Origin of the sequence: Spirosoma panaciterrae DSM 21099 (assembly GCF_000374025.1) — a bacterium.
GTDB lineage: Bacteria > Bacteroidota > Bacteroidia > Cytophagales > Spirosomataceae > Spirosoma > Spirosoma panaciterrae.
Genome location: NZ_KB893173.1, coordinates 127,624 through 152,049 on the forward strand (window position 1 = coordinate 127,624; position 24,426 = coordinate 152,049).

Sequence of the window (24,426 nt, forward strand, 5' to 3'; positions counted from 1 at the left end):
GGGATAATTAAAACGAGAGGTTGATGTTCACGCCATACTGCCGTACTGGAGGAGTCTGGGTTGTGGTGTTGATACCCGTTCCAATAGCAGAAGTCATCGTAGGTGTCGAAGTTGCCTGGCTACCTGGGGAGGGGTTACCCTGATAGCTGAACTCAGGATCGGTGTAGTAGTTGAGCTTATCAACAATCGTCAGCAGGTTCCGGCCATACAGGGCGATGCTGGCTCCCGAGAAAATTTTCGTTTTGTTGATCAGGCTCTGTGGCAACCGATACGACAGATTGATGTCGCGGAGTTTGATAAACCAGGCTGGCGTAACGAAATTTTCCGAAATCAGCCGGTAGTTATCTACCCACAGTGAATACTCAGCTTCGCGAACATTCAACGTCGTGTTCGGTACAACCGTAGTTCCATCTGGTCCTAAATAAGCCGAATTCGGGAAGATGTGCGGAGCGCGGTCTTCCGTCCATTTACCGGTTCCGGTAAAGGTCATTTGACGGCCTAAATCACTGAACATCACGTTGCCACCCCGGTATTCGAAGTTGAACGTAAAGCCGAAATCACCATATTCGATTTTCGATCCCAAACCAGCAATGTGCCGTGGCAATACCCCACCCCGGCCTAACAACTGCGTATTACGCAAAGGATACCCTGTGGTAGCATTTACCAACACACGGCCCGAACCGTCTGGAGCGTATTGATAGCCATCCGTTTTCAGGTAAGGGAAACGCAGGTCTTTGATTACGTTCGTGTTGGCATACGAGAATCCACCGTACTGGAATTCATTAACGCCTGGGTACAGATCGACCACTTTGTTGTCGTTGTACGAATACCGAACACTGGCATCCCAGGAGAATTTATTACCCCGGGCAATCAGGTATTTCAGTTCAGCCTCATATCCCCAGTTTTTGGTTTCGCCCACGTTGATCAGCAGGTTCTGGAAACCCGTCGAGTTAGGAATACGAACCGTAATTACCTGGCCCTGGGAAGTTTGCGTATATGCCGATACGTCGATGTTGATCCGGTTGTTTAGCAACTGGAATTCAGCGCCAATTTCAGACGAATACACGACCTCTGGCTTCAGGTTCGCATCGGGCAGGGTGTTGCCTACTGTCAACCCAACTGTGTTTCCGTAGGGGAAGCCAGAGCCGTTCGGATAGGTCAGATCAAGACCATACAGCGGGATGTTATCGTTCGCATTTTTGTTGTAGTTGGCCCGGAACTTCGCGTAGTTCAGGAACGACGACCGGATATTTGGGAAAGCATCCGTTGCGATGAACGAAAGCGCAGCCCCATAGTACGGATACGAATAATAATTGGATGGACGGCTCGGCTTATAGAACTTCGATGTCTGGTCGAAACGGAACGATCCGTTCAAAATCAGCCAGTTCTTATAATTCGCGGTTAAGTCAGCATAATACCCGATACGACGTTCCTGGGTAAGGATCTCTCCGCCGGTCAATTCACCCTGACGGTTAGCTACGTTATACACATCCGGTACAACGATTGAACTTGACCCAATGGCAATGTTCTTGGTTGTACGCTGATAAACGCTGTTACCCAACAACAATTTGGTTGTTACCGGACCGAAATCCTTGGTCAGATTGATCTGGAATTCGTTGTTGATCACGTTCTCAGTACCTGAGTAATCCAGAACACTACCCAGAATATCGGTAATGGCGCGATAGATTCCCGTACCATCACCATCATGATAATACGGCGCCGGGATGAACGACTTGGTCTTGGCCCAGTCCGAATACAGGAATTTACCCGTTGTATTCTTACCCGTACGCGAGTTGTTCATGACCCCCAGACGCTCATTGAACGACAACCAGGGAGTAGGCTTGAAATTGATGTTCAGGTTACCATTCAGGTTAGCATCCTTGTATTTCATGCGTTGGTTATCAGCGTTGAAATACGGGTTGTTATAATAGTCATTATAAAAACCGTTCGGGTTTGCCAGCGGATTGGTTTGCCAGTTACGAAGATCGGCCAGCGGTAAGTTGGCAGGCTGGTTCAGTACATCATTGTAGAAATCCGACGAAGTACGATCGTAGTTGGCCTGCGTGTAAGCCGCATTGAAACTGGCTGTCACTTTCCCATACTCTTTGGTAGCAGATAGGCGAGTACCCGTCCGATTGCTTTTGTCATGAGGTACAATACCCGCAATCGACTGGTTTTCAATTGACATATAGAACGAGCTGGTTTCATCGCCACCCGAGAAATTAACCTGGTTATTTACCGATACGCCCGTGTTGAAAGCTTTCCGGCGTGCGTCAGGGATAGCCGAGTAAGGGATGATAAGCTGGCTGCCGTCTTCGGCAGTACGTCCCTGAATCCGGGTCGATCCATCAAAGGCATCCCCATACTGCTGGTTCTCATATGGTCGCCAGTTGTCTTTCATACGCTCCAGATAATCGGTCTTGTAGCCAGTGCCCCCAAATGAAGTGGCATAGTGCGAACCCGAACCGTACTTATCCTGAAGCTGCGGCAGGAAACTGATCTGGTCAAAGTTCGTACTATTTGAGTATGCTACTTTCAGTTTGCCTTTTACACCTTTCTTAGTCGTGATCAGAATAGCTCCGTTGATACCAGCCGATCCGTACAGAGTAGCGGCCTGACCACCTTTCAGTATCGTTACGCTCTCGATGTCATTGGGGTTGATCAGGGCCAGAACTGTAGAGGTCGTCTGCATACCATCCAATACAACCAGGGCTTCGTTGTTACCCGTTAACGAACGATACCCCCGAAGCACAACTTTAACGGCAGGGTCAACACTGTTGTTGATGTTGTACACAGCAAGACCCGTTACTTTACCCGAAAGAGCCTGAGCAAGTTGCGGTGAACGCCCTACGGTTACATCCTCCGTTGCTACCTTTGATACAGCGTATCCAAGTTCCCGCTGGCTTTTCCGAACGCCCTGTGCGGTTACAACGACCTCCTGAAGCTGAGAAGCATCCGGTTTTAACGCAACATCAATTGTCGATTGGTTTTCAATTTTAATGCTTGTGGTTGCAAAACCAATAAAGCTTACCTGAAGTACATCACCCTTGTTGGCAGAGATTTGATATGTACCGTCGGAGTTTGTTGTTGTTCCCTGGTTCGTACCTTTTAATAAAACAGTAACCCCCGGTAAGACAGAGCCGTCTTCTGATGAAGTGATTTTCCCAGTGATTGTCCGATTTTGGGCAAGCAATGGAATAGCGATCAAACACAGTAAAAACTGTGTGAGTAGATATTTACGCATACGCTATCGTTTAAGTTAAGAATGAAAAACTGGTAAAAAACCAATTCAAATGTATTAAAAAAATATTAATCAGATTAAAATCACTTATAAAGCCACGAGAGGTTACATAAGCAGCAACAACAAAATATTATTTTATAATAAGGTCTAATATCAATACAATACCAAAGCAATACCCGTTAAAAAGAAGCCAGAAGAACAATTAAATTTTACCCAACTATTTGCAACAAAATCAATTTTATCTGCGTAGATACCCAAAAAATTAAAAAATTAGCTTAGGTTGTTAAAAAACGATTAGCCAATTAAGTAGCTCCTTTTAAGTCATATTTCAAAAAAAACAAGTCCAATTATGGCCGATCACAAAATTAGTATTTAGTACTATGCAAAGCGGTTCTAAGTAAAAACACTCAGGCTTTGCTCAAGGCATTTTATTGGCAGTATTTTTCCATAATTAAAAAAACAAAACCCTACTTTTCAGGCATCTGAAAAGTAGGGTTCCCTATTCGTATCGGAGGATTCATCCTTTTCTGAACATACACAATTCTGGTGAAATTCAGAATACGGTTCAACCAAGGTACTCTATCCGGCAGACCAACACCCGGTATCCCCGGGAATCAGACTGTAGACTGAGTTGTTTTTTTATTTGCTCACTGTCTCCTCCTGCTTTTCGACTGGTTGCGGAGCCGTTTCTCCTTTTAGCTCAGCCAGTAGTTCTTTTACATTCACCGTAGCAAAACTGCTGGCATAATCGGCCATAGCGTATGGAATGATCAGCTCTTCGTTGTTGATTAGCCCTCCACAACTGTACACGACATTGGGGACATAGCCTTCCCGTTCGTTCTCATCCGGGCTAAGGATGGGCTCAGAGGTACGTCCAATCACTTTGCTGGGATCATTTAAGTCGAGCAGAAAAGCGCCAATGGCATATTTCCGCATAGGTCCTACCCCATGGCTCAATACTAACCAGCCATCTTCCGTTTCGATAGGCGATCCACAATTGCCCAACTGTACGTACTCCCAGCTATAAGTCGGCTTCAGCAGTATATCTTTCGTTTGCCAGAAATACAGATCATCCGAATACATCAGGTAGATATTTTCACCATCCTGACGCGAAATCATGGCATACTTCCCGTTGACCTTACGTGGAAAGAGCGCCATTCCTTTATTGGATACTTCAGCCCCATTGAGCGTACTCACACTGAAGTGGGTAAAATCTTTCGTTTCCAGCAACTGCGGAAACGTTACTTTACCATTGTAGGCAGTATAGGTAGCGTAATACGTTACTTCGCCGTTATCATCCGTAAACTGCACAAAGCGAGCATCCTCAATTCCGTTGGTTTCGTTGGGCGAATTGGGGAATATACATCGCTCATCCAGGCTTTGATCTTCCTCAAAATGAATCTCATAATTCGATTTAGCCAACGCCAGCAAGCCACTGGCAATGGTCTCATACTCCGCATTATACCGATATTGAGAAGAAACCCGTTTGATCTGGGCTTCGAGTTCAGCCAGGCTGAATTCATCGCCCAGGCCAACCATCATTTTCTCCTGAATGCTGTTTTCCAGACGAAGCTCGTACAGTTTACGTTCGAATACAGTCCGGTTGAACAGATGGTTCGGAACCATATCTGGCGAAGTTACATAGCGCGATGGCTTTCGAAGGATAATTTTCCCGCTCGCATCGATGTAACCCATCCGAAACGAGATGGACGAGACATGTCCTTCGCCGGTTGCCCGCAGACTTAAAATAAACCGCTTATACCCCGGTGGCACGTTCGTCTGGTCAGGATGCCAAACCATAGATGGGTTGAACAGCGCTGCTGATTCAAGCGAATACTCCATCGTAAAGTAAGCCCCAAGAAGCAGTTTCCGGTCTTCGGTCAGGGGTTCATCCGTCAGAAGCTGCGGTTTAATCTGCTCAAATCGCTGTAACAGAAATCGTTCTAATTTATAGTGCCGACCGCCAAACTCCCGGATTACCTCGTCAAGTTTCTGTTCCGCTTCTTCGTCGGTCATACTCCCTACACGGGCAATAATTTTCAGCGTGCGGGTGGTACTACCCAATTCAAATGGTCGAAATAATACGCGTGTCGGATCGGGTTGCAGAACAATCCCGGTTCGGATAGCTTTTACACTCATTGTCGGAATGGATGGTTTCAAAAAGAAGAACTAAAACCATAACGGCATACGGTTCTAAAATTATATGACACGGCCCCTAAACAGAATTAGGCTTAGGCTTCAATTACCCATTCATCAACACTGGCATTTCTACACTAACGGGTTTTGGGGCTGTCGTTTTTTTCTGGATCATATGCAAATCGGCTAGAGCAATTAGGTACGACAGGGTTGATTCTGCTCCCTGATTTTGATTGGCCCGATCAATGTGTAACCCATCCCGACAACCGCCTGTTTGCTGGTCATAGAGTGAAAGGCCCAGATCGTTCAGACCTAAGAACCATTTGAATACCCGAATAGCGGTACGATGCCACTCATCACTACCTGTTACATCAAAGGCCGCCAGGCAGGCCGATACCGTACTCTGCGCTTCGAGTGGCTGCTGATCGAAATAAGCACGAGGCTGGCCTTTGGTGTAGAAGCCATTCGAACCGATTGGCTGAAAATGACCGCTTTTTGCCGTTTGCAATCCAATGAGCCAGCGTAGCGAGCTTAATCCGATCGTCACCAGTTTTTCCTCGCCTGATCGGATGAGCGCATGCGCCAGTACGGCGTTGTCGTAGGAGAGCGTATTTTCAAACCAGGGCCAGTCTTCGGTAGCAGTTTCCGTGTAGCGGAATGTCAGTTTATCAAGCAGTTGGCGCTGAATGGTTTTGACCATCCGGTCATCATTAAATTTCTTCTGATACTCGTAAATTCCCAGCAGGGCAAAAGCCCAGGCACGGGGTGAGGACATCTGAACAACACTGGGCAACACATTCTCTAACAAGGGAATGGCCCATGAAATGGTATTTCGATCCGACGATCGGCCAATGCAGGTTCCCAATGCCCAGATTGTTCGGCCCGTACTATCGTCAGATCCAAAATCTTCGAGCCAGTGACGATCATAACTCATGAAGTTACGAAACCGCTTGTACTCGTGGTTGTAGGCATGATTGATGAACGCGCAATAATTATCGGCCGTTCGGGCCAGTTTGGGATCATTCAGCCCACCATCCAGTAGCATCTGCGCCAGGATGAGGGCCCGGGCATTATCATCCGAACAGTAGCCTTCTTCGTAAAAGGGCAGATGATGGCGTGCATGCTGGACGATACCGGTCGAATCGGTCAGACGATACAAATGATCCAGCCGAACCGAAGGCAGTTTGAAGGCTGAGCTGGTGTTGGCCCCCATGGTATAGGGCACCTGACTGTTGATGGTGCTCATACGTTCCTGACGCGCTTTGGCAAACGAATTGGCATACATCTGAATCACGCGTTCCCAGATCATCTCCCGACCCAGTAAGTAGCCTTTTTTACGCATGGCATGCCGCACCGGTTCGTCCGTAAGTAGATTGGTAATCTGATCGGCAATGGCCTCTGAATCACCAAATGGTACCAACACCCCACGCCCGTCGGCCAGCAGTTCTTCGGCATGCCAGTAGGGTGTCGAAACAACTGCTTTCCCACACCCGAACGCGTAGGATAAGGTGCCGGAAGTTATCTGAGCCGGGTTCAGGTAAGGGGTTATGTATATATCTGCCGAACCAAGGTATTCAAGCAAGTCTTCCAGCTCAACAAACTGATTGTAAAACCGGACATGATCCCGAACCCCCAGGTCGGCGGCTAATTTTTTCAGACTGTCCCGATAGGCTTCTCCTTCATGTTTCAGCAAATGTGGATGTGTGGCACCCAGTACCATATACACCACGTTGGGGTGTTGGGCAACAATCCGTGGTAAAGCCCGAATAACATTCTCAATCCCTTTGTTGGGCGAAAGCAGACCGAACGTTAACAGCGTCTGCTTCCCTTCCATGCCAAATTTATCTTTATAAAAATGTGGATCAACGAAAGGCATATTGGGAATACCGTGCGGAATTAAATCGATCTTATCAGCCGGGATCTCGTAGATATTGATCAGGAAATCCCGACCCTTTTCGGACATACATACCACCCGCGACGATAAATCAGCAATGCTTTTCAACACCAGCAACTGCTCTTCGTTAGGATCTTTCAGAATGGTATGAAAAGTGGTGATGATGGGCATGGTCAGATTGCGCAGCAAGGTCAGGATGTAATTTCCTGCCGAGCCCCCAAAAATGCCATATTCATGTTGGAGACAAACCACATCAACATCTTTCGAATTTAAAAACTCAGCGGCTTTACGGTAGGCTCCGTGATCTTGCTGATAGAAGTCATAACGAACTTCACTGGGGTAAGCATATCCGTCGGGAGTATCGTTAACCGATATAACTATAGGTCTGGATTCTGAAATAAAAGAATTATACGAAGCAAACAAGTCAGATGTAAACGTAGCAATGCCGCACTGTCGGGGCAGATAGTCACCAATAAAGGCAACGTTTTTGGGTTGATGTTTCCAAAGACCTGCTTGTTCCTGTTGATCGAACAGTTGGGTATAGCCTGTAAGAGTAGTCATATAGTTGAGTTAATTTTTTAGAGGGTTGGTTGCCGCGCTATTAACTATATAACTATAATCGACTAGTAATTCCTTTTGTTTGGCTCGATTAGATATTTTAGTAAGGTAATAAGCTAATATTCGTCTAATGCAGTCTTTTATCCAACTATTTCACATTTAAGCCCTATAAATAATTAACTTAAATCTGTTTTTACCTGAACAAAAATTAGATCTGAAACAGAGTTCGATGCTGTCTATACGCGATGAGTGGATTAGTTTTTTTTTATTCGTTGCAACATTCGTTTTAGTTGTCTGTTCTCGTGTTGAAGTTGGTTTACCTCCCGCTTTAATTGTATCATATAGAGCATAGTCTCCTCTACTTTCTGAAGCAACCGAGCATCCATAGCAGTTGCTTCATAGCCTTTTTTTACTATCTCCATTGCCGATGGCATATCAGGCAGATGCCGATTTGCTTTTACAAATTGCTCTACTTCATATAATGATTTAAGAGCGTAATCTGGTTCAAAAACATGGTCAGCCCACGCAGTCTGATTTTTTATGTATAACTTACCAGTACTCGGTTGTGCCAGTACGACTTCTCCCTGCTCATTTACTGTTAATACTTTTTGCGTTATCAGGTTTGCCGGGCTATTACTGGTCAGATTCTCCAGCCGAATACCCGATTCATTCATGTGGTCAGTTTGTATATGTAAGCGTGCTGTGGGCGTACTAGTACCTATACCTACATTGGCTTTTCGACCAAGCACAATTGCGTCACTAACAGCAACTAATGCCCCAGCCCCAATAGCCGTTGCATTCGTTAGGTTCTGAACCAACGCATCCGCTCCTGTACCTAAATAGGTATTACGATATCCATTGTCATGACTTCCTGTTGAATACCCTATATAAACATTTTCATCAACCGCTCCACTGGCTGGCCCAGCTCCATTCCCAACGATTGTGTTGCGACTTCCCGTTGAAACGCCTTGGCCCGACATACTTCCAAAAAAGGTATTGCTTTTGCCAGTAGTAACGCTATAGCCAGATTTATAGCCCACAAAGGTGTTTGAATCGGCCACAGCATTATACCCCGACATATAACCTAGATAGGTATTTTGGATGCCATTTTGGTTAGTATAACCAGCCGTATACCCCAAACACAGGTTACCATCTGCCGTCTTATTGCTTATACCAGCTTGATAACCTATAAAGATATTTTTACTTCCTGTTGTATTTGAACCTCCAGCCAAGTAACCCGTAAATATGTTAGAAGAACCTGTTGTGTTCTGGCTTGCTACCATATGCCCAGTAAATACGTTGTAGCTACCAGTTGTATTACTAATGCCTGCGTTTAGCCCCGTAAATACATTATAAGAACCGATAGTATTTGAACTTCCTGCTGAATACCCAGTAAATACATTATCAGAACCAGTGGTATTACTGTACCCTGCATCATTACCAGAGAATACATTGTATTCACCTGTTGTGTTCTTGTAACCAGCATTTGATCCTGTAAAAAGGTTTCCTGATCCCGTTGTGTTAGAATTCCCAGTTGAAAAACCTAGAAACGTATTTCGATTACCTGTTGTATTAGAGTACCCTGCCCCCGCTCCGACAAAAATATTGTTATAACCAGAAGTATTATATGTACCTGCTGTACTACCAATAAAAACATTGTCACTTGCATTATTTTGCCATCCAGCAAAACTACCGATTAGTATGTTGCGATTGCCAGTTATTGTATTATATCCAGCTAAGTAGCCAAAAAAATTATTATCACTTCCAGAACTTGTATTTTGACCTGCTGATGCTCCAAGAAATGTGTTACCTGAGCCAGTCTTTAGCTGATTGCCTGCTCCATATCCAATTAACGTATTATTGACACTTGTTAATCCAAGGCTTACCCAGCTAGGATTGACAATTATATTAGTGTTACCTGGTGTCGAAGATGTTGGGCCAGTTATTAACAAATTATTCTGCCCTTTCACCATATTCAGCGATAAGGCTAAAACAAGAAAACAAAAACAAAATAAATTTTTCCTAAACATAAATCATTAATTAAAATACTTAAATATATCCAAAATTAATTTAATATATATTTAAAACCAAGTAGGCGGCAAATTTCTCAACCGCCATCATTTTTACGTACCTTGCGGCCTTATTCCCCGCTCATCAGGCATGATCTGGTCCCGTATTTCTTCCCTTATCATATCGAATCGAATCGCGCTGATTGTCTTGGTTTTGCTTGGTACGGCCTTTATGGGTTATCAGGCTACTAAAGTCAAACTCTCTTACGAGCTGGCCAAAGTTCTTCCGGTTAGCGACCCTGAATATCAGCGCTATGAAGCCTTTAAATCGCGCTTCGGTCAGGACGGTAGTGTTATGGTACTCTGTGTAGAGACAGATAGCATGTATCAGTTACCGTTCTTTAACGATTGGTATGCGTTAAGTCAGAAAATTCGTCGCATCGAGGGCATTAAAGATGTAGTCTCAAACGCCAATCTTTTTACAGTCATTCGCGACGATACGGCTCATACTTTTCGCATACGTCCATTGATTGCTCAGCCGCTTACCGCACAGGCCAGTGTCGACAGTCTACATAACCAGATAGCTGCGCTGCCGTTTTACCGGAATCTGGTCAGCGATAGCACAGGACGTGCCCACCTCATGGCTATCACTTTCGATCAAACGGTTGTCAATACTAAGAACCGGATTGGCCTTGTCCGAAAAGTAGAAGCCATAGCTGATTCGTTTGGTCGGCAACACACCTTACTCGGACCTGATGCTACCGTTCATATGTCAGGCATGCCCTACATTCGGACCGAGTTTTCAGCCAAGATTAGTCATGAATTAACCCTGTTCATGGGGCTGGCTTTTCTGGTGACGGGATTGATCCTCTTTTATTTTTTCCGATCAATTACCATTACGCTGGTCGCTCTGGGGGTTGTCGGGATTGGGGTAATCTGGGTAACAGGCTACATCGTTGTGTTTGGCTACGATATTACCCTACTTACCGGGCTGCTCCCTCCGCTTATCATTGTCATCGGTGTTCCGAACGCCATTTTTTTACTAAATCGGTATCATGAAGAACTCAATCGGCACCGCAGCAAGCACGAAGCGTTACTGATAGCCACTGAGAAAGTAGGCGAAACGACGTTTTTCGCCAACATTACGACCAGTATCGGTTTTTTTGTCTTTTATTTCACAGGTAGTCCGCTCCTGCTTCAATTTGGGTTAGTAGCTGCTTTTGGAATCATGACTACCTATGTGGTGTCGCTCATTCTGATTCCGATCGTATTTAGTTACTTACCCGTTCCTTCATCCAGACAACGTGGCCATCTAGAACGTCGGCAGGTAAGTGGTTTCTTAACCTGGGTAAACCACATTGTACATCATAAACGAACGGCTATTTATACATTTATTAGTCTTGTTACGCTTATAGCTGTTGTTGGGGCTTTTCAGATCAACCCTATTGGCTACGTTGTCGATGACCTACCGAAAAATGACCCTATTTATACGGATCTTAAGTTTATTGAAAGTCGATTTAAAGGGGTAATGCCGTTTGAGGTTAGTATCGACACCAAACGCCCTGGCCGGGTATTAACCCCACAAACCCTGACAAAAATCCGAGTTCTGGAACGAGAGTTCAGCAAATACAATGAGTTTACCCGCCCTCTGTCACTTGTCGAAGCCGTCAAATTCTTTTACCAGTCCTATCGGGGAGGTGATCCAAAATACTTTGCCATGCCTGGTGCCTTAGAGTTGAGCAAGCTGGCTAGCTACGTTCCTCAGTTGAAGGGCGCTAAAGGTGCTGGAGGTGGCGCTGCCTTTAAGGCTTATATGGATACGACATTCCGGTATACACGCATCAGTTTTCAGATGCCCGACGTCGGAACAGTTCGTACAACTCAGTTGCTGAACGAATTACAGCCCAAAGCCGATTCAATTTTCAATGTTGATCGGGCTACTGGCAAACGAGTAGCCGCTGACGAACAATATGAAGTCAACATCACTGGCAATAGCGTCGTATTTACCCGTGGCAATGACTACCTATTAAGAAATCTGGCCGAAAGTACCGTACTGGCCGTTGTGCTGGTGTCGGTGATTCTGATTATTCTCCTCCGGGATATTCGACTGAGTCTGATCGCTATTTTACCCAGTGTAGTGCCCCTGATCGTTACAGCGGGGATTATGGGGTTTTTCGACATTCACCTGAAACCGTCAACTATCCTTATTTTCAGTATAGCCTTCGGGATTTCTTCGGATGGTACCATTTACTTCATCACCAAGTATCGAGATGAGCTTCGAAATCAGAAACTTACATTAGAACGGGCCGTTTCCGAAACCATCCGATACACAGGAATCAGCATGTTATACACAGCCATGATCCTGTTTGCGGGTTTCGCCATTTTTGCCGCATCAACCTTTCAGGGGACTATTGCTCTGGGCATTCTGGTTTCTATTACGCTGCTGATGGGAATGGCTTCCAACCTGATCCTATTACCTGCTTTTCTGCTCACGGTAGATAAGCGCAGAAAGCAGGTTGATGTTGAAAATTGATAGGCATTGAGTTGCCATTACTGGCAATCAATAACAACTCAGTGACTCCCTGTTACTCTTCCTGAAGAAGCGTATCAAATGAAACAAACTGACCGCCAAATCGATGCTGTATACGCTGGCGTAGTGTATCTGCATGGCGCTCCAGAAACGTTTCATAATCCGCCCTTGAGCTAAAGTCAAGCTGCACCGAAAATGTAGTCCCCCCATTGTCGATTTCCGTTAGTAGCCGGAGAATTTTATAGCTTACAGGTAGTTCAGTAGCGATTGCAGCGGGCAAATAGAATCGTTTCATCCAGCGCACCCAATCGTCGGCTATTTCAGCAGCAACGCTGTAGGTAGTATTATAGAGAATCATACCTCAGAAACACGAAACGATCGGTGTAAGTTGATCTTTTGGTTGTTTATTTGCGCTCCGAAATCAATTTATACGCTAAACTGACATTTTATGTATTCCGGATTGGTACACGCTCACTCAGGACTTCGCTGGATCGCTCTTGTTTTATTGGTTGCTGCCGTTGGTACCGGCATTAGCAAATGGCAGAGCCGCAGCCAGTATACTGATGGCAATCGAAAGCTCTATCTGTTTACGCTCATTTCGATACATACCCAGTTTATTATTGGCCTGATTCTCCTATTTATCAGCCCAAAAGTCAATTTCAGCATGCTTAGTGAGAAATTGTACCGCTTTTACAGCGTTGAACATACAACAGGGATGCTAATCGCTATTGCGCTAATTACCATTGGCTATTCTCGCTCAAAACGCGCATCCGACGCTACGACCAAACATCGCCTGATTGGAATTTTCTATGGTTTGGGGTTATTGCTCATTCTTGCCTCAATCCCCTGGCCTTTCCGTATTGTCGGCGCCGGATGGTTCTAATACACTACCGATAGAAGGTGAATCTACATCCCGAAATGGAGCTAAGCAGAGGTTCCGTTTCGGGATGTTTTGTATGATTCTAACTGGTTTCATTAAAAATCATTAATTCGGCTGCTCGCAATTAGTTTACGGTCAAGTATTTACCATTTCTGGCATAAAAAATTTCGGACAGATTGTAGAAATACTTCCTCATAAAATAGGTAGTTTGGCCACAATGCCATACTTTTATACATGTAACCTGGCTTTAACCTATTTCTATGATGAAGAAAGTGCTCCTGGCAGTATTTTGTACTGTCTCGTTTAGCATCGTTCAAGCACAGAACGTACCCACTGTAACTAACGAAGTACCTGCCGTAACTGACGTACCCACCGTATCTTCTGAAAAGGCAAGCTTTTACGATCAGATCCCACTCGTAAATGAAGTGCTAAGTTTTGCCAAACGGCATCTTTCTATCCGCTATCGGTCGGGTGGGTCGAGTACACATGGATTCGACTGTTCAGGCTTTACCCGTTTTTGTTTCAATAAGTTTGGAATTTCTCTCCCCCATTCCAGCGCAGCCCAGGGTTCTGTAGGAACGGCTGTTGACAAGGAAGCTGCTCAACCCGGTGATCTGATTCTATTTAAAGGCCACAGCTCAGGCAGCAACCGAATTGGGCATGTTGGCCTGATTACTGAAGTGATTGGCAATCAGATCAAATTCATTCACTCAGCCTGGAATGGCGGGGTTCGTTACGATTATCTTGACGCGAGTTATTATCAACGGCGGTTTATGGGAATCCGACGAGTCGCCCACTTATTGGCAGAGAAGTAAGATAAATCCACAAAAGCCAGGGGATACGGGTCGTTCGCATGACATTGACACTGCGAACGACCCGTATCCCCTGGCTTTTATCGGTTTACAACTGTAAGGTTGTACCCGCTCCCTGATTAACAGCCGAAGCCAGTTCATCAGCGTGACAGATAATTACTTTTGACACTCCATTTTGCAACGCTTTAAAGGCATTGTCCAGTTTTGGAATCATGCCTTTATTGATCACACCAGCCGTTTTATACTCAGCGTATAAACTGGGGGTAAGCTGGTTGATTACACTTGTCTCGTCGGTAGGGTCTTTCAATACGCCCTTCTTTTCGAAGCAGTAAATTAACGTAACCTGATTATGCCTGACCATATCGACTGCAATAGCCGAAGCCATTGTATCAGCATTGGTATTGAGCAGGTCGCCAGCGGTATTGTAAGTAATCGGTGCAAACACAGGGGTTAAATCCTGACGGAGGAAGAATTGAATCTGCCCGGAATCGACTTCCTCAATATCGCCAACCATACCGTAATCAATATCTTTCACAGGCCGCTTTCGGGCCAGAACAGTACCTCCATCGGCCCCCGTTAAACCAATGGCATTTACTTCCAGCGCCTGAAGTTTGGCCACAACCTGTTTGTTGACAAGGCCCCCGTATACCATGGTCACCACATCGAGCATCGGCTGGTCGGTAATACGACGGCCCTCCACCATAGTAGTCTGGATGCCCAGTTTTTCGGCAACCTGCGTAGCCACTTTTCCTCCACCATGAATGAGTACTTTAGCCCCCGACAAACTGGCAAAAGCCCTCAGAAACCGATGCAAGGCAGCAGGATCATCAATAACATTCCCGCCAATCTTAATTACAGTAAGTGTATTCATAAAAAGGAAAAGGTGCGGAAAGTGAGACTGGAAAAGGCTTGCTTCTTTATCCCTTTTCCAGTCTCACTTTCCGCACCTTATTTCATAGAGTCAATAAAATTTCCTTCAATACAGCCTGCGCCGACCATTCCCGGTTGGCAGCCTGCTCAATTACCAGCGAATGGGGGCTATCGAGCACTTCGTCAGACACTTTTAAATTCCGGCGAACAGGCAGGCAGTGCATAAACTTACCATGGTTGCTCAGGCGAATATCGTTCATGGTTACTGCCCACGATGGGTCCTGGGTGAGCACCTGCCCATAGTGTGTATACGATGACCAGTTTTTACCATAGATGAAATCAGCCCCTTCAAAAGCTTCATCCTGATTGTAAATGACTCGTGCATTCCCTACAAACTCAGGGGCAAGCTCGTATCCTTCAGGATGAGTTACTACAAACTCTACATCACCAGCCTTTGCGCGGGCATTCATCCACTCGCTGAACGAGTTGGCAACAGCCTGCGGCAGTGGCTTAAAATGGGGCAACCAGGTCAGTACTACCTTGGGTTTGGCAGGTAGCGATGGGTTGCTCTGCTTTACCTCCTCAATCGTGATGCAGTCGGCCAGAGATTGTAAAGGGTGCCGGGTAGCGGATTCAAGGTTAACAATAGGCACACCTGCGTACCTGGCAAACTGATGCATTACCTGCTCCTGATAGTCTTTGGCACGGTCTTTCAGTTCAGCAAAAGCACGAATGCCAATGATGTTGCAGTATCGGCCAATCACAGCGGCAGCCTCCCGGACATGTTCGGCCTTGTCACTGTTCATGATTACGCCATCCTCCATTTCGAGCCCCCAGCTATCCTGCCCGACATTCATCGTTATAACATTCATTCCCAGATTTTGGGCGGCTTTCTGCGTACTAATTCGGGTACGCAGGCTGGAATTAAAGAAAATCAGGCCAATGGTTTTATTCTTACCAAGGTGCTGATCGGCAAATGGGTTTGCTTTCGCATCGATACCCGACCGGATGAGAGCATCGAGGTCGGCAACGTCAGCCAGCGAGAGGAAATTAGTCATTTTGTACTTACGTGTTGAACGAGTTTGGAGAAGAATCGGCTCAGTAAATTCGGCGTTGACGTATTTTATCGTTTTCTACAACCGTGTACATTGCTTCTAGTTGATGCGCTTCGTTAAGCAGATTCATAATAATGTAGGCGGGTTCATCGGGTGTAATATTTGGCAACTGAAAATAGACAACTCCGGGAGGCCGATAGCCAAACTTGAATATAAGTGTCCCATAGTCCCCGTCGAATGTAAGAATGATTCGATTTTCAGAAATTGCTAAATTGGTAACGTCAGCATCAGTTATGCTGGGCATTTCAAGCGCAATATGCTTAATGTCATACCCTGATTCATGTAATATCCGAAAAGCAGTAAAAGGGAAATTTTCGTCAGCCAAAAATTTCATGATGCCTGACGAAAATCTGTCCCGGGAAAAATGACCAAATTATCCTTCATAGTTGCGTGTATGTAGGCAAAAACGGCCTGCAAAGCCTCTTTGGTCAGCCGGGGGTAATTATCCAGCAAATCCTGTTCGGTCCAGCCATCAGCCAATCGTTCCAACAGAAACTCAACCGATAACCGTGTGCCTTTTACCACCGGTTTACCTAGTAAGACCTTTCCGTCTGAATCGATATAATTTTGCCAATTCATCATGATGTTCTATCAACCATTTTAGCTAGAGAGGTAGTAACCGAAAGGCGTTAACGATCTGGCTCGACTTTCTTTCAAATATAACTTTGAAACTCGATGAAAGCCCCAAATCTATGTTGACAAGTTCTCTTTCCGAAGCCGACCTGTATGCGCTAAAAAAGATACTTTAATCTCTTACACTCAAAACGAAAAGCAATTTCAGTTCGAAAAACGTTAATTCTCCTATAAGGGATTAATGACTTCTAATCCAACTCAATCCCTCAAGGAATATAGACAAAGCCCTACTTATTCTACTTACAGGTACGCCAAAAGTACAGCCTACCTTGTTTTAATTTGTGGATATACAGATACTTAAGAAAAGAAGCCATTTTAGCGTTACAAAATGCTATAGATTTTGGTAAGCTGTGGAATGGGGATTACTCTTCTCTCAAATTTTCTTAAAACACTTTCATAACCACAAACTTGTTTAACCTTTTATTTCAATGATTTTTTATCATTCCAACTATTGATTATTGCTAAGCCCCAACTTTCTCCGCCTTCAGGCAAGCCTGTAAGGCTTCCAGAAATTGATCGGCTTCGTTGATGCCAATGGCCAGCGAAGGCAACAGACGGATGGTCGATTTTCCGGCTACTCCGGTGAACTGTTTATGATCAAACAACAGGGCTTTGCGTAGCGAATCGACCGGGAAATCATATTCGATACCAATCATCAGTCCACGTCCACGAAGATCTTTATGCCCCCCAACCTGGCGAATACCATCCATAAGGTAATTGCCTATGCGAAGCGCATTTTCCATCAATCCTTCATCGCTCATAATATCCAGTACGGCAATGGCGGCAGCACAGGCCAGGTGATTTCCGCCAAAGGTAGTTCCTAACAGACCATAACTAGCTTTGAATTTGGGCGAGATCAGAATCCCTCCGATCGGGAAACCGTTCCCCATACCCTTTGCCATTGAAATAATATCGGCTTCTATACCGCTATACTGGTGCGAAAAAAACTTACCAGAGCGCCCATAACCGCATTGCACCCCATCCAGAATCAGAATAGCGCCGGTTTCATCGCTCCGCTGACGAAGCGTTTGCAAAAACTCATCCGTAGCGACCTGAATACCGCCTACCCCCTGAATGCCTTCAACAATAACGGCACAGGTTTCGGAGGTAATACCGGCTTTAGCGGCTTCTACATCATTGTAAGGCAAAAACGATACGTGTTCCTTGTAATTGACAGGCGCTACAATAGCCGGATTATCAGTAACAGCTACCGCTCCAGCTGTACGCCCATGAAACGATTTTGTAAATGCAACCACTTTGGTCCGTCCATTGTGAAAAGACGCCAGCTTCAACGCATTTTCGTTGGCTTCCGCTCCCGAATTGCATAAGAACAGCGCATAGTCTGGATGTCCGGAGAGCGCCCCTAATTTATCCGCCAGTTCCTGTTGCTTGGGGATTTTGACCGAGTTGGAATAAAACGCAATCTTGTTTAGCTGATCGGTCAGCGCTTTTACATACCGTGGGTGGGTGTGCCCTACCGAAATCACGGCATGCCCACCGTAAAGATCCAGATACTGGGTGCCATTGACATCCCAAAGATAGCTACCCTGTGCTCGAACAGGTTCAATGTCGTACAAGGGATACACGTTAAAAAGCTCAGCCATTCCTGTAAACAATTAGCTGACAGCCCCGCCTGGGTATCTGCCAGCAGGTTATCGAAAAAATGAGGTGCAAGTTTACGGATAATCCGTTGAAAATGGGCTTAAAACAAAAAAGGAAGCTGCTCGGCCTCCCAATTTATTTTATCAGAGTTTGTTTTGCTCGTCTGTTCAACACAACGATACGAATGCTTTGATGATCTGAAACGATTCACCCGGCTGCTCGACCATACTCAGATGTCCCGCATTGTCAATCGTTTCAACCCGAATACCGTTGGCCAACTTAGCGAGTTCAGCCGCTTTATCATGCGCTATAATCTGGTCCTTACGACCCAGAACCAGCAAAATTGGGTATCTGGCCTCCCGCAATACGTGTGTCCGATCGGGTCGGGTGGCCATAGCTCCCATACCGGCAATCAGGGCCTCTGCTGGCAAATCGACAAAGCGATCGATTAATTGCTGTGTTTTTTCACCAGGAAAATCGGGAGCCACCATGTTCGGCAACTGCTTCCGAATAAAGGGGGCTGCCCCATTCGCTTTCAATTCGTTAATGGCCTGTTTGCGTACTTCCCGACGGTTTTCATCATCAGCCAGGGCCGTAGAATGATAGAGCACCAATCCATGTACGCTATCGGGATGTTGTTCGGCAAAGGCGAGTGCGATGTATCCCCCCATCGAATGACCAACCAAAATTACCTTTTCAACTTGCGCGATCTGCAATTGGGCATACAAGTCTTCTGCATAGGCTTCAATGGTGCGGTGGTTGGTCAGATAAGCAAAATCAGGTTTGAATACCGGGGTCTCTAAAGCCAAATCGGCGTAGATGCTATCCCAGATGGAAGCATCTACGCCGTGGCCGTGGATGAGACAAAGTGTAGGTGATTGACTCATACCAACGTTTGATTAACAGTTAGCCGTTGATAACTCCGATCAGTACCAGTACTAATCCAACAACGAACATAATCAGACCAATTACGGCCAGAACACTGGCACCGCCCAGCAACCAAAGTAGTAAACCGATCAGACCGATGATCAGACCCAGCCGAACATTACGATCCATCACTTTCGTTTTTTCGGGGGCTACGTGGCTTTTAATTTTCTTATCGAGTTTTTTCAGCATCGTCCGCTCCATGAACGACATTTTTTTAGTCGAAGCAGTAGTAGTCGACACGGCCGCTTTTTCAGTAGCCGTCGTCATCATCTCATTCAGCCGGGCCATGCGTTTGGCCAGCTTTTTATTCGATGCCAGTTTGCTGTCGTTACGAACATATGCTTCGACCTGACTAACGGCTTCTTTGGCCTGGGCAAGCTGTTCGGCCGGAGCAGGTGTAGCTTCAGATGCCTGAGCCACTTCAGGTGTGGGGGTGTTTACGACTGTAGGAGCCGTTGTTTCAACAGGCACCGCGGCTACAGTTGATTTAGGCTGAGTTGAGGTATAATGCTCACGGGCACTGGGCTGAAAGTAGGCAACCGGACGACTACAGGAAGCCAAAACAACAAGACCGAAAAGCAGGAAAAACAACGACTTGGACAGTGTTTTCATAAAGTAAAGAATTAAAGTGAACGATTTAGTATAAACGATTGCAATATCATCCTCAACAACTACAACTCCATTGGTTTGTTGGGCTTTGGTAGAAAAAAAAATTCAACAAGTTTGGAAATAGTCTGAAAAACAATAGAAAATGCTGAATGGGCCGATAAAAATTCCATTTTACGGCACACCACTTTTGAGTGCTCAGAAACTACAAAAACCCGATTAATAAGCATACCAAACCGGCCGCCAGTGCTATTACGCCAGCCGCAAAGCCCGTCCCGGATGTCAGCAGAACCAACAGGACCCCTCCAAGCAGCAATACTCCCCCCAACACCAGAATACCTTCCGTCAAGGCAGTTTTTGCTGGAGCAACCGAGGTGCGCTGATAGCCAGGCCGTTTTGTCAGCTTTTTGACCAAGACCTGCTGAAGCCCAGTCCTCCGTCGGCTTGTAAGGCTTTGGGTAGCCTCATGGGTTACATTTGCCGAGGGCTTTTCAGCCCAACTTTTAACGTGGCGGAAGCGCTCTAAAATGCTTTTATTGGTAGCTAATCGAGCATCATTACGTACCAACGTATCAATCCTATCCAGTGCATTTGTTGGCTGAGCAGAAAACGCCCCCGCTCCATTCTTTACCCCTTCGACAGAGCGTATGCTTCGTTGAGTACTGGTAAAACGGGAAGGTAGCTCTGGTAAGACAGAAGCAGTCGGGCGATGACAAGCCATCAGACTAAACAGTCCAATTAACAGGAATACGGAATGTTTCATGAATGCCTGCATAAGAAAAACAGCGGTAAACTGTCAGGGTTTCTTCTTTGCCTGCAACTTAACTCATTTATGATCACCACAAATAAATTCCTGATTAAATCCGAGTATTGCCGGATAACCCAAACAAAAATCGCTATCCGTCAGTCATAAACTGACGAATAGCGATTTAGGAAACCGTCTAAAAACTGTTATTCTCCTATTAAAATAGACTTTACAATAAGCCAACCAACAGGAGTACTGCACCAACGATGAGGGCAATGAGACCTATGGTAGCGCCAGTACCCGATGTGAGCAGCAGTAATAATAAGCCTACAAGTACTAAAACGGCACCTGTTGCCAATGTACCCGAATTGATCATGGTTTTATCGGGGTTGGCTGGGGCCAGTTGTCGGCTAATTTTTTTATTCATCTTCTTCACCATCATCCGTTCCATCAGGTTCATCTTTTTGGGTGCGGTAACAGCGGTCGTGGTCTGCCGATCGGTTGGCTGTGCGGCCAATAGGGTGCGAATACGACTGAGTCGCTTCTGAACGGATTTATTCTCCGCCAGTTTGCTATCGTTACGAACGAGAGCGTCTACTTTATCAAGGGCCGAATTGGTTTGAGCCAGTTGTTCAGCCGACGTTGTTACAGGCTGTTGGGCGGGGGTCTCTGTAAGGACAGGCGATGTGATGGGGGCTGTTGCTTCGCTAGTTGCTTTCGCCGAGAAGTGCTCCCGTTGGCCAGGCTGAAAATAGGCGACCGGGCGGCTACAAGCGGCAATTACGAGAATCATCAATAAACTACTGAGCAGTGAATTAGATGTGTTTTTCATAAAATGTTCAAAGATTGTTCGTGTAACGAATACATTATCAAAGCGATTAACCAGCCAAAGTCACATTTGTTACTAACCGCCAAGAACAAATTTGATTCAGACAAAAAAATCCCCCGGCTTTTTATAAAAAGCCGGGGGATTTTTCTCTAAGCACTCCGTTAGTAGGCGAACCTCAACACGATTTGATTCGTAGAATTAAGTAATTGTTCGTTAGTACACTATAATAAAAGCGCTGCTGCATTTTCTGTTATTCCTCCTGCAACTACGCGTCCCGGTTGGAATGGCAGAAAACTTAAATCACCATCGATTACGCAACAGAACGCATTTGATACGTACCTGATTTTCCAAATTTTTCACGCGCATATTCCAGGCTGACGGTCAGTTCATGAACGCCTGTTTGCGAAGGCAATTCAAACATGGCATCCATAATGATGGATTCGCAGATCGACCGAAGCCCTCTAGCCCCCAGATTGTATTGCAGCGCCTGATCCACAATATAATTCAGTGCGCTATCGTCCCAATGCAACGTTATGCCTTCCATTGTGAAGAGCTTATTGTACTGCTTCGTAATCGCGTTTTTGGGCTCAGTCAAGATTTGCATAAGCGCTTTCCGATCAAGCGGCTCCAGGTGCGTCAGTACAGGCAGACGACCAATCAGCTCGGGAATCAAGCCAAACGATTTAAGGTCAAGTGCCGATATATACCGCATCAGATGACCCCGTTCGAGGGTTTCGTTCAGCCGCCGATCACCCGAAAAACCGATGGGGCGGGTGTTGATGCGCTTCATGATGTGTCGTTCTACCCCATCAAATGCCCCACCACAGATAAACAAAATATTTTCGGTATTCAGGGCGATGAGTCGCTGGTCAGGATGCTTGCGCCCCCCCTGAGGTGGAACGTTCACGACCGAACCTTCCAGCAGTTTCAACAATGCCTGCTGGACTCCTTCTCCACTTACATCGCGGGTAATACTCGGATTGTCTGACTTTCGGGCTATTTTGTCAATTTCATCGATGTATACAATTCCGCGCTCAGCCGCTTCTACGTTGTAATCGGCCGCCTGCAACAGCCGGGTCAGAATAGTTTCAACATCTTCGCCCACATACCCCGCTTCGGTAATAACCGTAGCATCGGCAATGCAAAAGGGTACTTCCAGGATTTTGGCAATGGAACGAGCCAGATAAGTTTTGCCCGTGCCCGTTTCGCCCACCATAATAATGTTCGACTTTTCAATCGTAACGTCATCATCCGTTTTGGGCTGCATCAGGCGTTTGTAGTGGTTATAAACCGCTACAGTAATGGCTTTTTTGGCTTCGTCCTGCCCAATTACATATTGGTCGAGGTGTTTTTTCATCTCAACAGGCTTGATGAGATTGATATTCACTTCGGTTGGTTCGCTCCGGCGAGGGCGCATTTCTTCCAGCACCACCTGGTGACCTTGTTCGATGCAATAGTTGCAGATGTGTGCGTCGATGCCCGACAGCAGCACCATTACTTCATTTTTGCGCCGTCCACAGAACGAGCAGCTGATTTGTGGCATGAATGTTTGCAGGGTAAAAGAGCTGGGGTTTAGCAGACTACAGATACTTTTTTCTTCGTCCGATTGCTGATAAACAGACTCATTATTGACCTAAATTTCGCTAAAAAAAAGACTCAGGCCGAACCTGAGTCTTTCAGAATCAACAAAATTATTAAAAGGATTAGCGAATAACGAATGATGCGGTATGATTTTCTTAGTCGGAACCGAGAAATCTGTCTTGTTATTCGACCGTCCTCTTATTTTTCCCGACGCAATACTTCATCGATCAGGCCGTATTCTTTGGCTTCTTCGGCGCGCATCCATTTATCGCGATCCGAATCTTTCTCAATCTGCTCAACCGATTTGCCGGAGTGATGAGCCAGAATCTGATACAACTCTTCGCGAAGCTTCACGATTTCGCGGGCCGTGATCTCAATATCGACCGACTGCCCCTGCGCACCACCCGATGGCTGGTGAATCATGATACGAGCATGTGGGAGAGCCGACCGTTTGCCAGCGGCACCGCCAGCCAGTAACACTGCCCCCATCGAAGCGGCTAAGCTGGTACATACCGTTGCCACGTCAGGACGAACGTACTGCATGGTGTCGTAAATACCCAGACCAGCATAGACTGAACCACCAGGGCTATTCAGGTACATCAGAATATCTTTTTTCGGATCGGCCGATTCCAGGAACAGCAACTGAGCCACAATGATATTGGCAATGTTGTCATCAACTGGCAAGCCCATAAAAATAATCCGGTCGGCCATTAAGCGCGAAAACACATCGACTTCGCGGAAGTTCATCGGCCGTTCTTCAATGACCGAGCGGGTCATGTTTTCAACCGTAAGGTTATTAACGGTATGATTCATGTAGCCATCAACCGTCAGGCCATTAAGACCCATGTGGTGTACGGCGAATTTGCGGAACTCTTGTTCGTAATTCATACTGGGGTTTCTATTCGTTAATTTGAAAACCAAGAATACTTGGTGTAAGTTCGAGAATCGTTTCGTCACAAAATTGCGTTATCATCTCGAAAAACCCTGTCGGTTTAGGTTAATAATTTATCGTTGTCACTTGATATGAACGCTTCCAACGCCAATCGTGGCCCGGCCGAAAAAATCCGCCTACAACGGCTTCAGCGCGGTTTATCGCAGGAAAACATGGCCGATCTGCTCAATCTTTCTACCACGGCCTACGGCGACATTGAGCGTGGTAAAACCGATCTTACCCTCTCTCGTCTGACCCAGATTGCTACGGTTCTGGATGTATCTCCCCTCAGTCTGCTTTCCGACGAGGCCATTATCGCACAGGTTGTTGAGGAAAAACCAGCGACTAACCATGAGCTTGAAACTCTCCGGCTGATGGTTGAGAAACAGCAGGTTGAGCTGGACAAACTCCGCCTGGAAACCGATTACTGGAAACGTAAATACGACGACCGCATCGCCTTCGAACTCCTACGCTCGATGGGTGTTTCGCCCGAACGGGAGCGTGAACGGATTGGGTTCAAGTAAGTT

The 24,426-nt window shown here is 45.9% G+C and carries 20 protein-coding genes; 4 read left to right on the forward strand and 16 right to left on the reverse strand.

Annotation, left to right across the window (positions count from 1 at the left end; translation table 11 throughout):
* Positions 1–7 precede the first annotated feature (7 nt).
* From B153_RS0103940 to B153_RS0103955, 4 genes are all read right to left on the reverse strand, one after another.
* Positions 8–3,244, reverse strand: coding sequence for a SusC/RagA family TonB-linked outer membrane protein (locus B153_RS0103940; protein WP_020595368.1), 3,237 nt, complete (start codon positions 3,242–3,244; stop codon positions 8–10).
* 636 nt (positions 3,245–3,880) lie between these two features.
* The gene (locus tag B153_RS0103945) at positions 3,881–5,380 is read right to left on the reverse strand and encodes a glycoside hydrolase family 130 protein (RefSeq protein WP_020595369.1); all 1,500 of its coding nucleotides are present in this window, start codon (positions 5,378–5,380) and stop codon (positions 3,881–3,883) included.
* A gap of 103 nt (positions 5,381–5,483) precedes the next feature.
* On the reverse strand, positions 5,484–7,832 hold the full coding sequence (locus tag B153_RS0103950; protein ID WP_020595370.1) for a glycosyltransferase family 4 protein: 2,349 nt from the start codon (positions 7,830–7,832) through the stop codon (positions 5,484–5,486).
* 251 nt (positions 7,833–8,083) lie between these two features.
* The gene (locus tag B153_RS0103955) at positions 8,084–9,859 is read right to left on the reverse strand and encodes a hypothetical protein (RefSeq protein WP_020595371.1); all 1,776 of its coding nucleotides are present in this window, start codon (positions 9,857–9,859) and stop codon (positions 8,084–8,086) included.
* A 130-nt stretch (positions 9,860–9,989) separates the two neighbouring features.
* On the opposite strand from B153_RS0103955, the gene B153_RS0103960 reads away from it, so the two are divergent.
* Positions 9,990–12,371, forward strand: coding sequence for an efflux RND transporter permease subunit (locus B153_RS0103960; RefSeq protein ID WP_020595372.1), 2,382 nt, complete (start codon positions 9,990–9,992; stop codon positions 12,369–12,371).
* 52 nt (positions 12,372–12,423) lie between these two features.
* On the opposite strand, the gene B153_RS0103965 is transcribed toward B153_RS0103960, so the two are convergent.
* Positions 12,424–12,726 carry a DUF4286 family protein gene (locus tag B153_RS0103965; protein WP_020595373.1) on the reverse strand — a complete coding sequence of 101 codons (303 nt, stop codon included), beginning with the start codon at positions 12,724–12,726 and terminating at the stop codon, positions 12,424–12,426.
* A 90-nt stretch (positions 12,727–12,816) separates the two neighbouring features.
* On the opposite strand from B153_RS0103965, the gene B153_RS0103970 reads away from it, so the two are divergent.
* Positions 12,817–13,251 (forward strand): hypothetical protein, encoded by a 435-nt coding sequence (locus B153_RS0103970; RefSeq protein WP_020595374.1) that lies wholly within the window; start codon positions 12,817–12,819, stop codon positions 13,249–13,251.
* A gap of 257 nt (positions 13,252–13,508) precedes the next feature.
* On the forward strand, positions 13,509–14,063 hold the full coding sequence (locus B153_RS0103975) for a C40 family peptidase (RefSeq protein WP_020595375.1): 555 nt from the start codon (positions 13,509–13,511) through the stop codon (positions 14,061–14,063).
* An 85-nt stretch (positions 14,064–14,148) separates the two neighbouring features.
* Here the strand turns inward: B153_RS0103975 and argB are convergent, their stop codons facing one another.
* From argB to B153_RS0104035, 11 genes are all read right to left on the reverse strand, one after another.
* Entirely contained in the window at positions 14,149–14,931 is a 783-nt protein-coding gene (gene argB, locus B153_RS0103980; protein ID WP_020595376.1) for an acetylglutamate kinase, read from the reverse strand.
* 82 nt (positions 14,932–15,013) lie between these two features.
* Positions 15,014–15,988 carry a Rossmann-fold NAD(P)-binding domain-containing protein gene (locus B153_RS0103985; RefSeq protein ID WP_020595377.1) on the reverse strand — a complete coding sequence of 325 codons (975 nt, stop codon included), beginning with the start codon at positions 15,986–15,988 and terminating at the stop codon, positions 15,014–15,016.
* Positions 15,989–16,028: 40 nt separating this feature from the next.
* Positions 16,029–16,379 (reverse strand): DUF5615 family PIN-like protein, encoded by a 351-nt coding sequence (locus tag B153_RS0103990; protein WP_020595378.1) that lies wholly within the window; start codon positions 16,377–16,379, stop codon positions 16,029–16,031.
* Positions 16,376–16,627: a DUF433 domain-containing protein gene (locus B153_RS0103995; protein ID WP_020595379.1), complete on the reverse strand. Its 252-nt coding sequence runs from the start codon at positions 16,625–16,627 to the stop codon at positions 16,376–16,378. Before B153_RS0103995 ends, B153_RS0103990 begins: the two co-directional genes overlap by 4 nt.
* A gap of 512 nt (positions 16,628–17,139) precedes the next feature.
* Positions 17,140–18,282: an aspartate aminotransferase family protein gene (locus tag B153_RS0104000; protein WP_020595380.1), complete on the reverse strand. Its 1,143-nt coding sequence runs from the start codon at positions 18,280–18,282 to the stop codon at positions 17,140–17,142.
* A 165-nt stretch (positions 18,283–18,447) separates the two neighbouring features.
* Entirely contained in the window at positions 18,448–19,167 is a 720-nt protein-coding gene (locus B153_RS0104005; RefSeq protein WP_020595381.1) for an alpha/beta fold hydrolase, read from the reverse strand.
* A gap of 19 nt (positions 19,168–19,186) precedes the next feature.
* Entirely contained in the window at positions 19,187–19,819 is a 633-nt protein-coding gene (locus B153_RS0104010; RefSeq protein ID WP_020595382.1) for a hypothetical protein, read from the reverse strand.
* 199 nt (positions 19,820–20,018) lie between these two features.
* Positions 20,019–20,576: a hypothetical protein gene (locus tag B153_RS34605; RefSeq protein WP_157634568.1), complete on the reverse strand. Its 558-nt coding sequence runs from the start codon at positions 20,574–20,576 to the stop codon at positions 20,019–20,021.
* Between the two features lie 211 nt (positions 20,577–20,787).
* Complete coding sequence (locus B153_RS0104020; RefSeq protein WP_026261898.1) at positions 20,788–21,390, reverse strand: hypothetical protein; 603 nt, start codon at positions 21,388–21,390, stop codon at positions 20,788–20,790.
* A 307-nt stretch (positions 21,391–21,697) separates the two neighbouring features.
* The gene (gene clpX, locus B153_RS0104030) at positions 21,698–22,930 is read right to left on the reverse strand and encodes an ATP-dependent Clp protease ATP-binding subunit ClpX (protein ID WP_020595387.1); all 1,233 of its coding nucleotides are present in this window, start codon (positions 22,928–22,930) and stop codon (positions 21,698–21,700) included.
* Between the two features lie 236 nt (positions 22,931–23,166).
* Positions 23,167–23,856: a ClpP family protease gene (locus tag B153_RS0104035; RefSeq protein WP_020595388.1), complete on the reverse strand. Its 690-nt coding sequence runs from the start codon at positions 23,854–23,856 to the stop codon at positions 23,167–23,169.
* 135 nt (positions 23,857–23,991) lie between these two features.
* Here B153_RS0104035 and B153_RS0104040 point away from each other — a divergent pair, with 135 nt between their 5' ends.
* Entirely contained in the window at positions 23,992–24,423 is a 432-nt protein-coding gene (locus tag B153_RS0104040) for a helix-turn-helix domain-containing protein (RefSeq protein WP_020595389.1), read from the forward strand.
* The last annotated feature ends 3 nt before the right edge of the window (positions 24,424–24,426 follow it).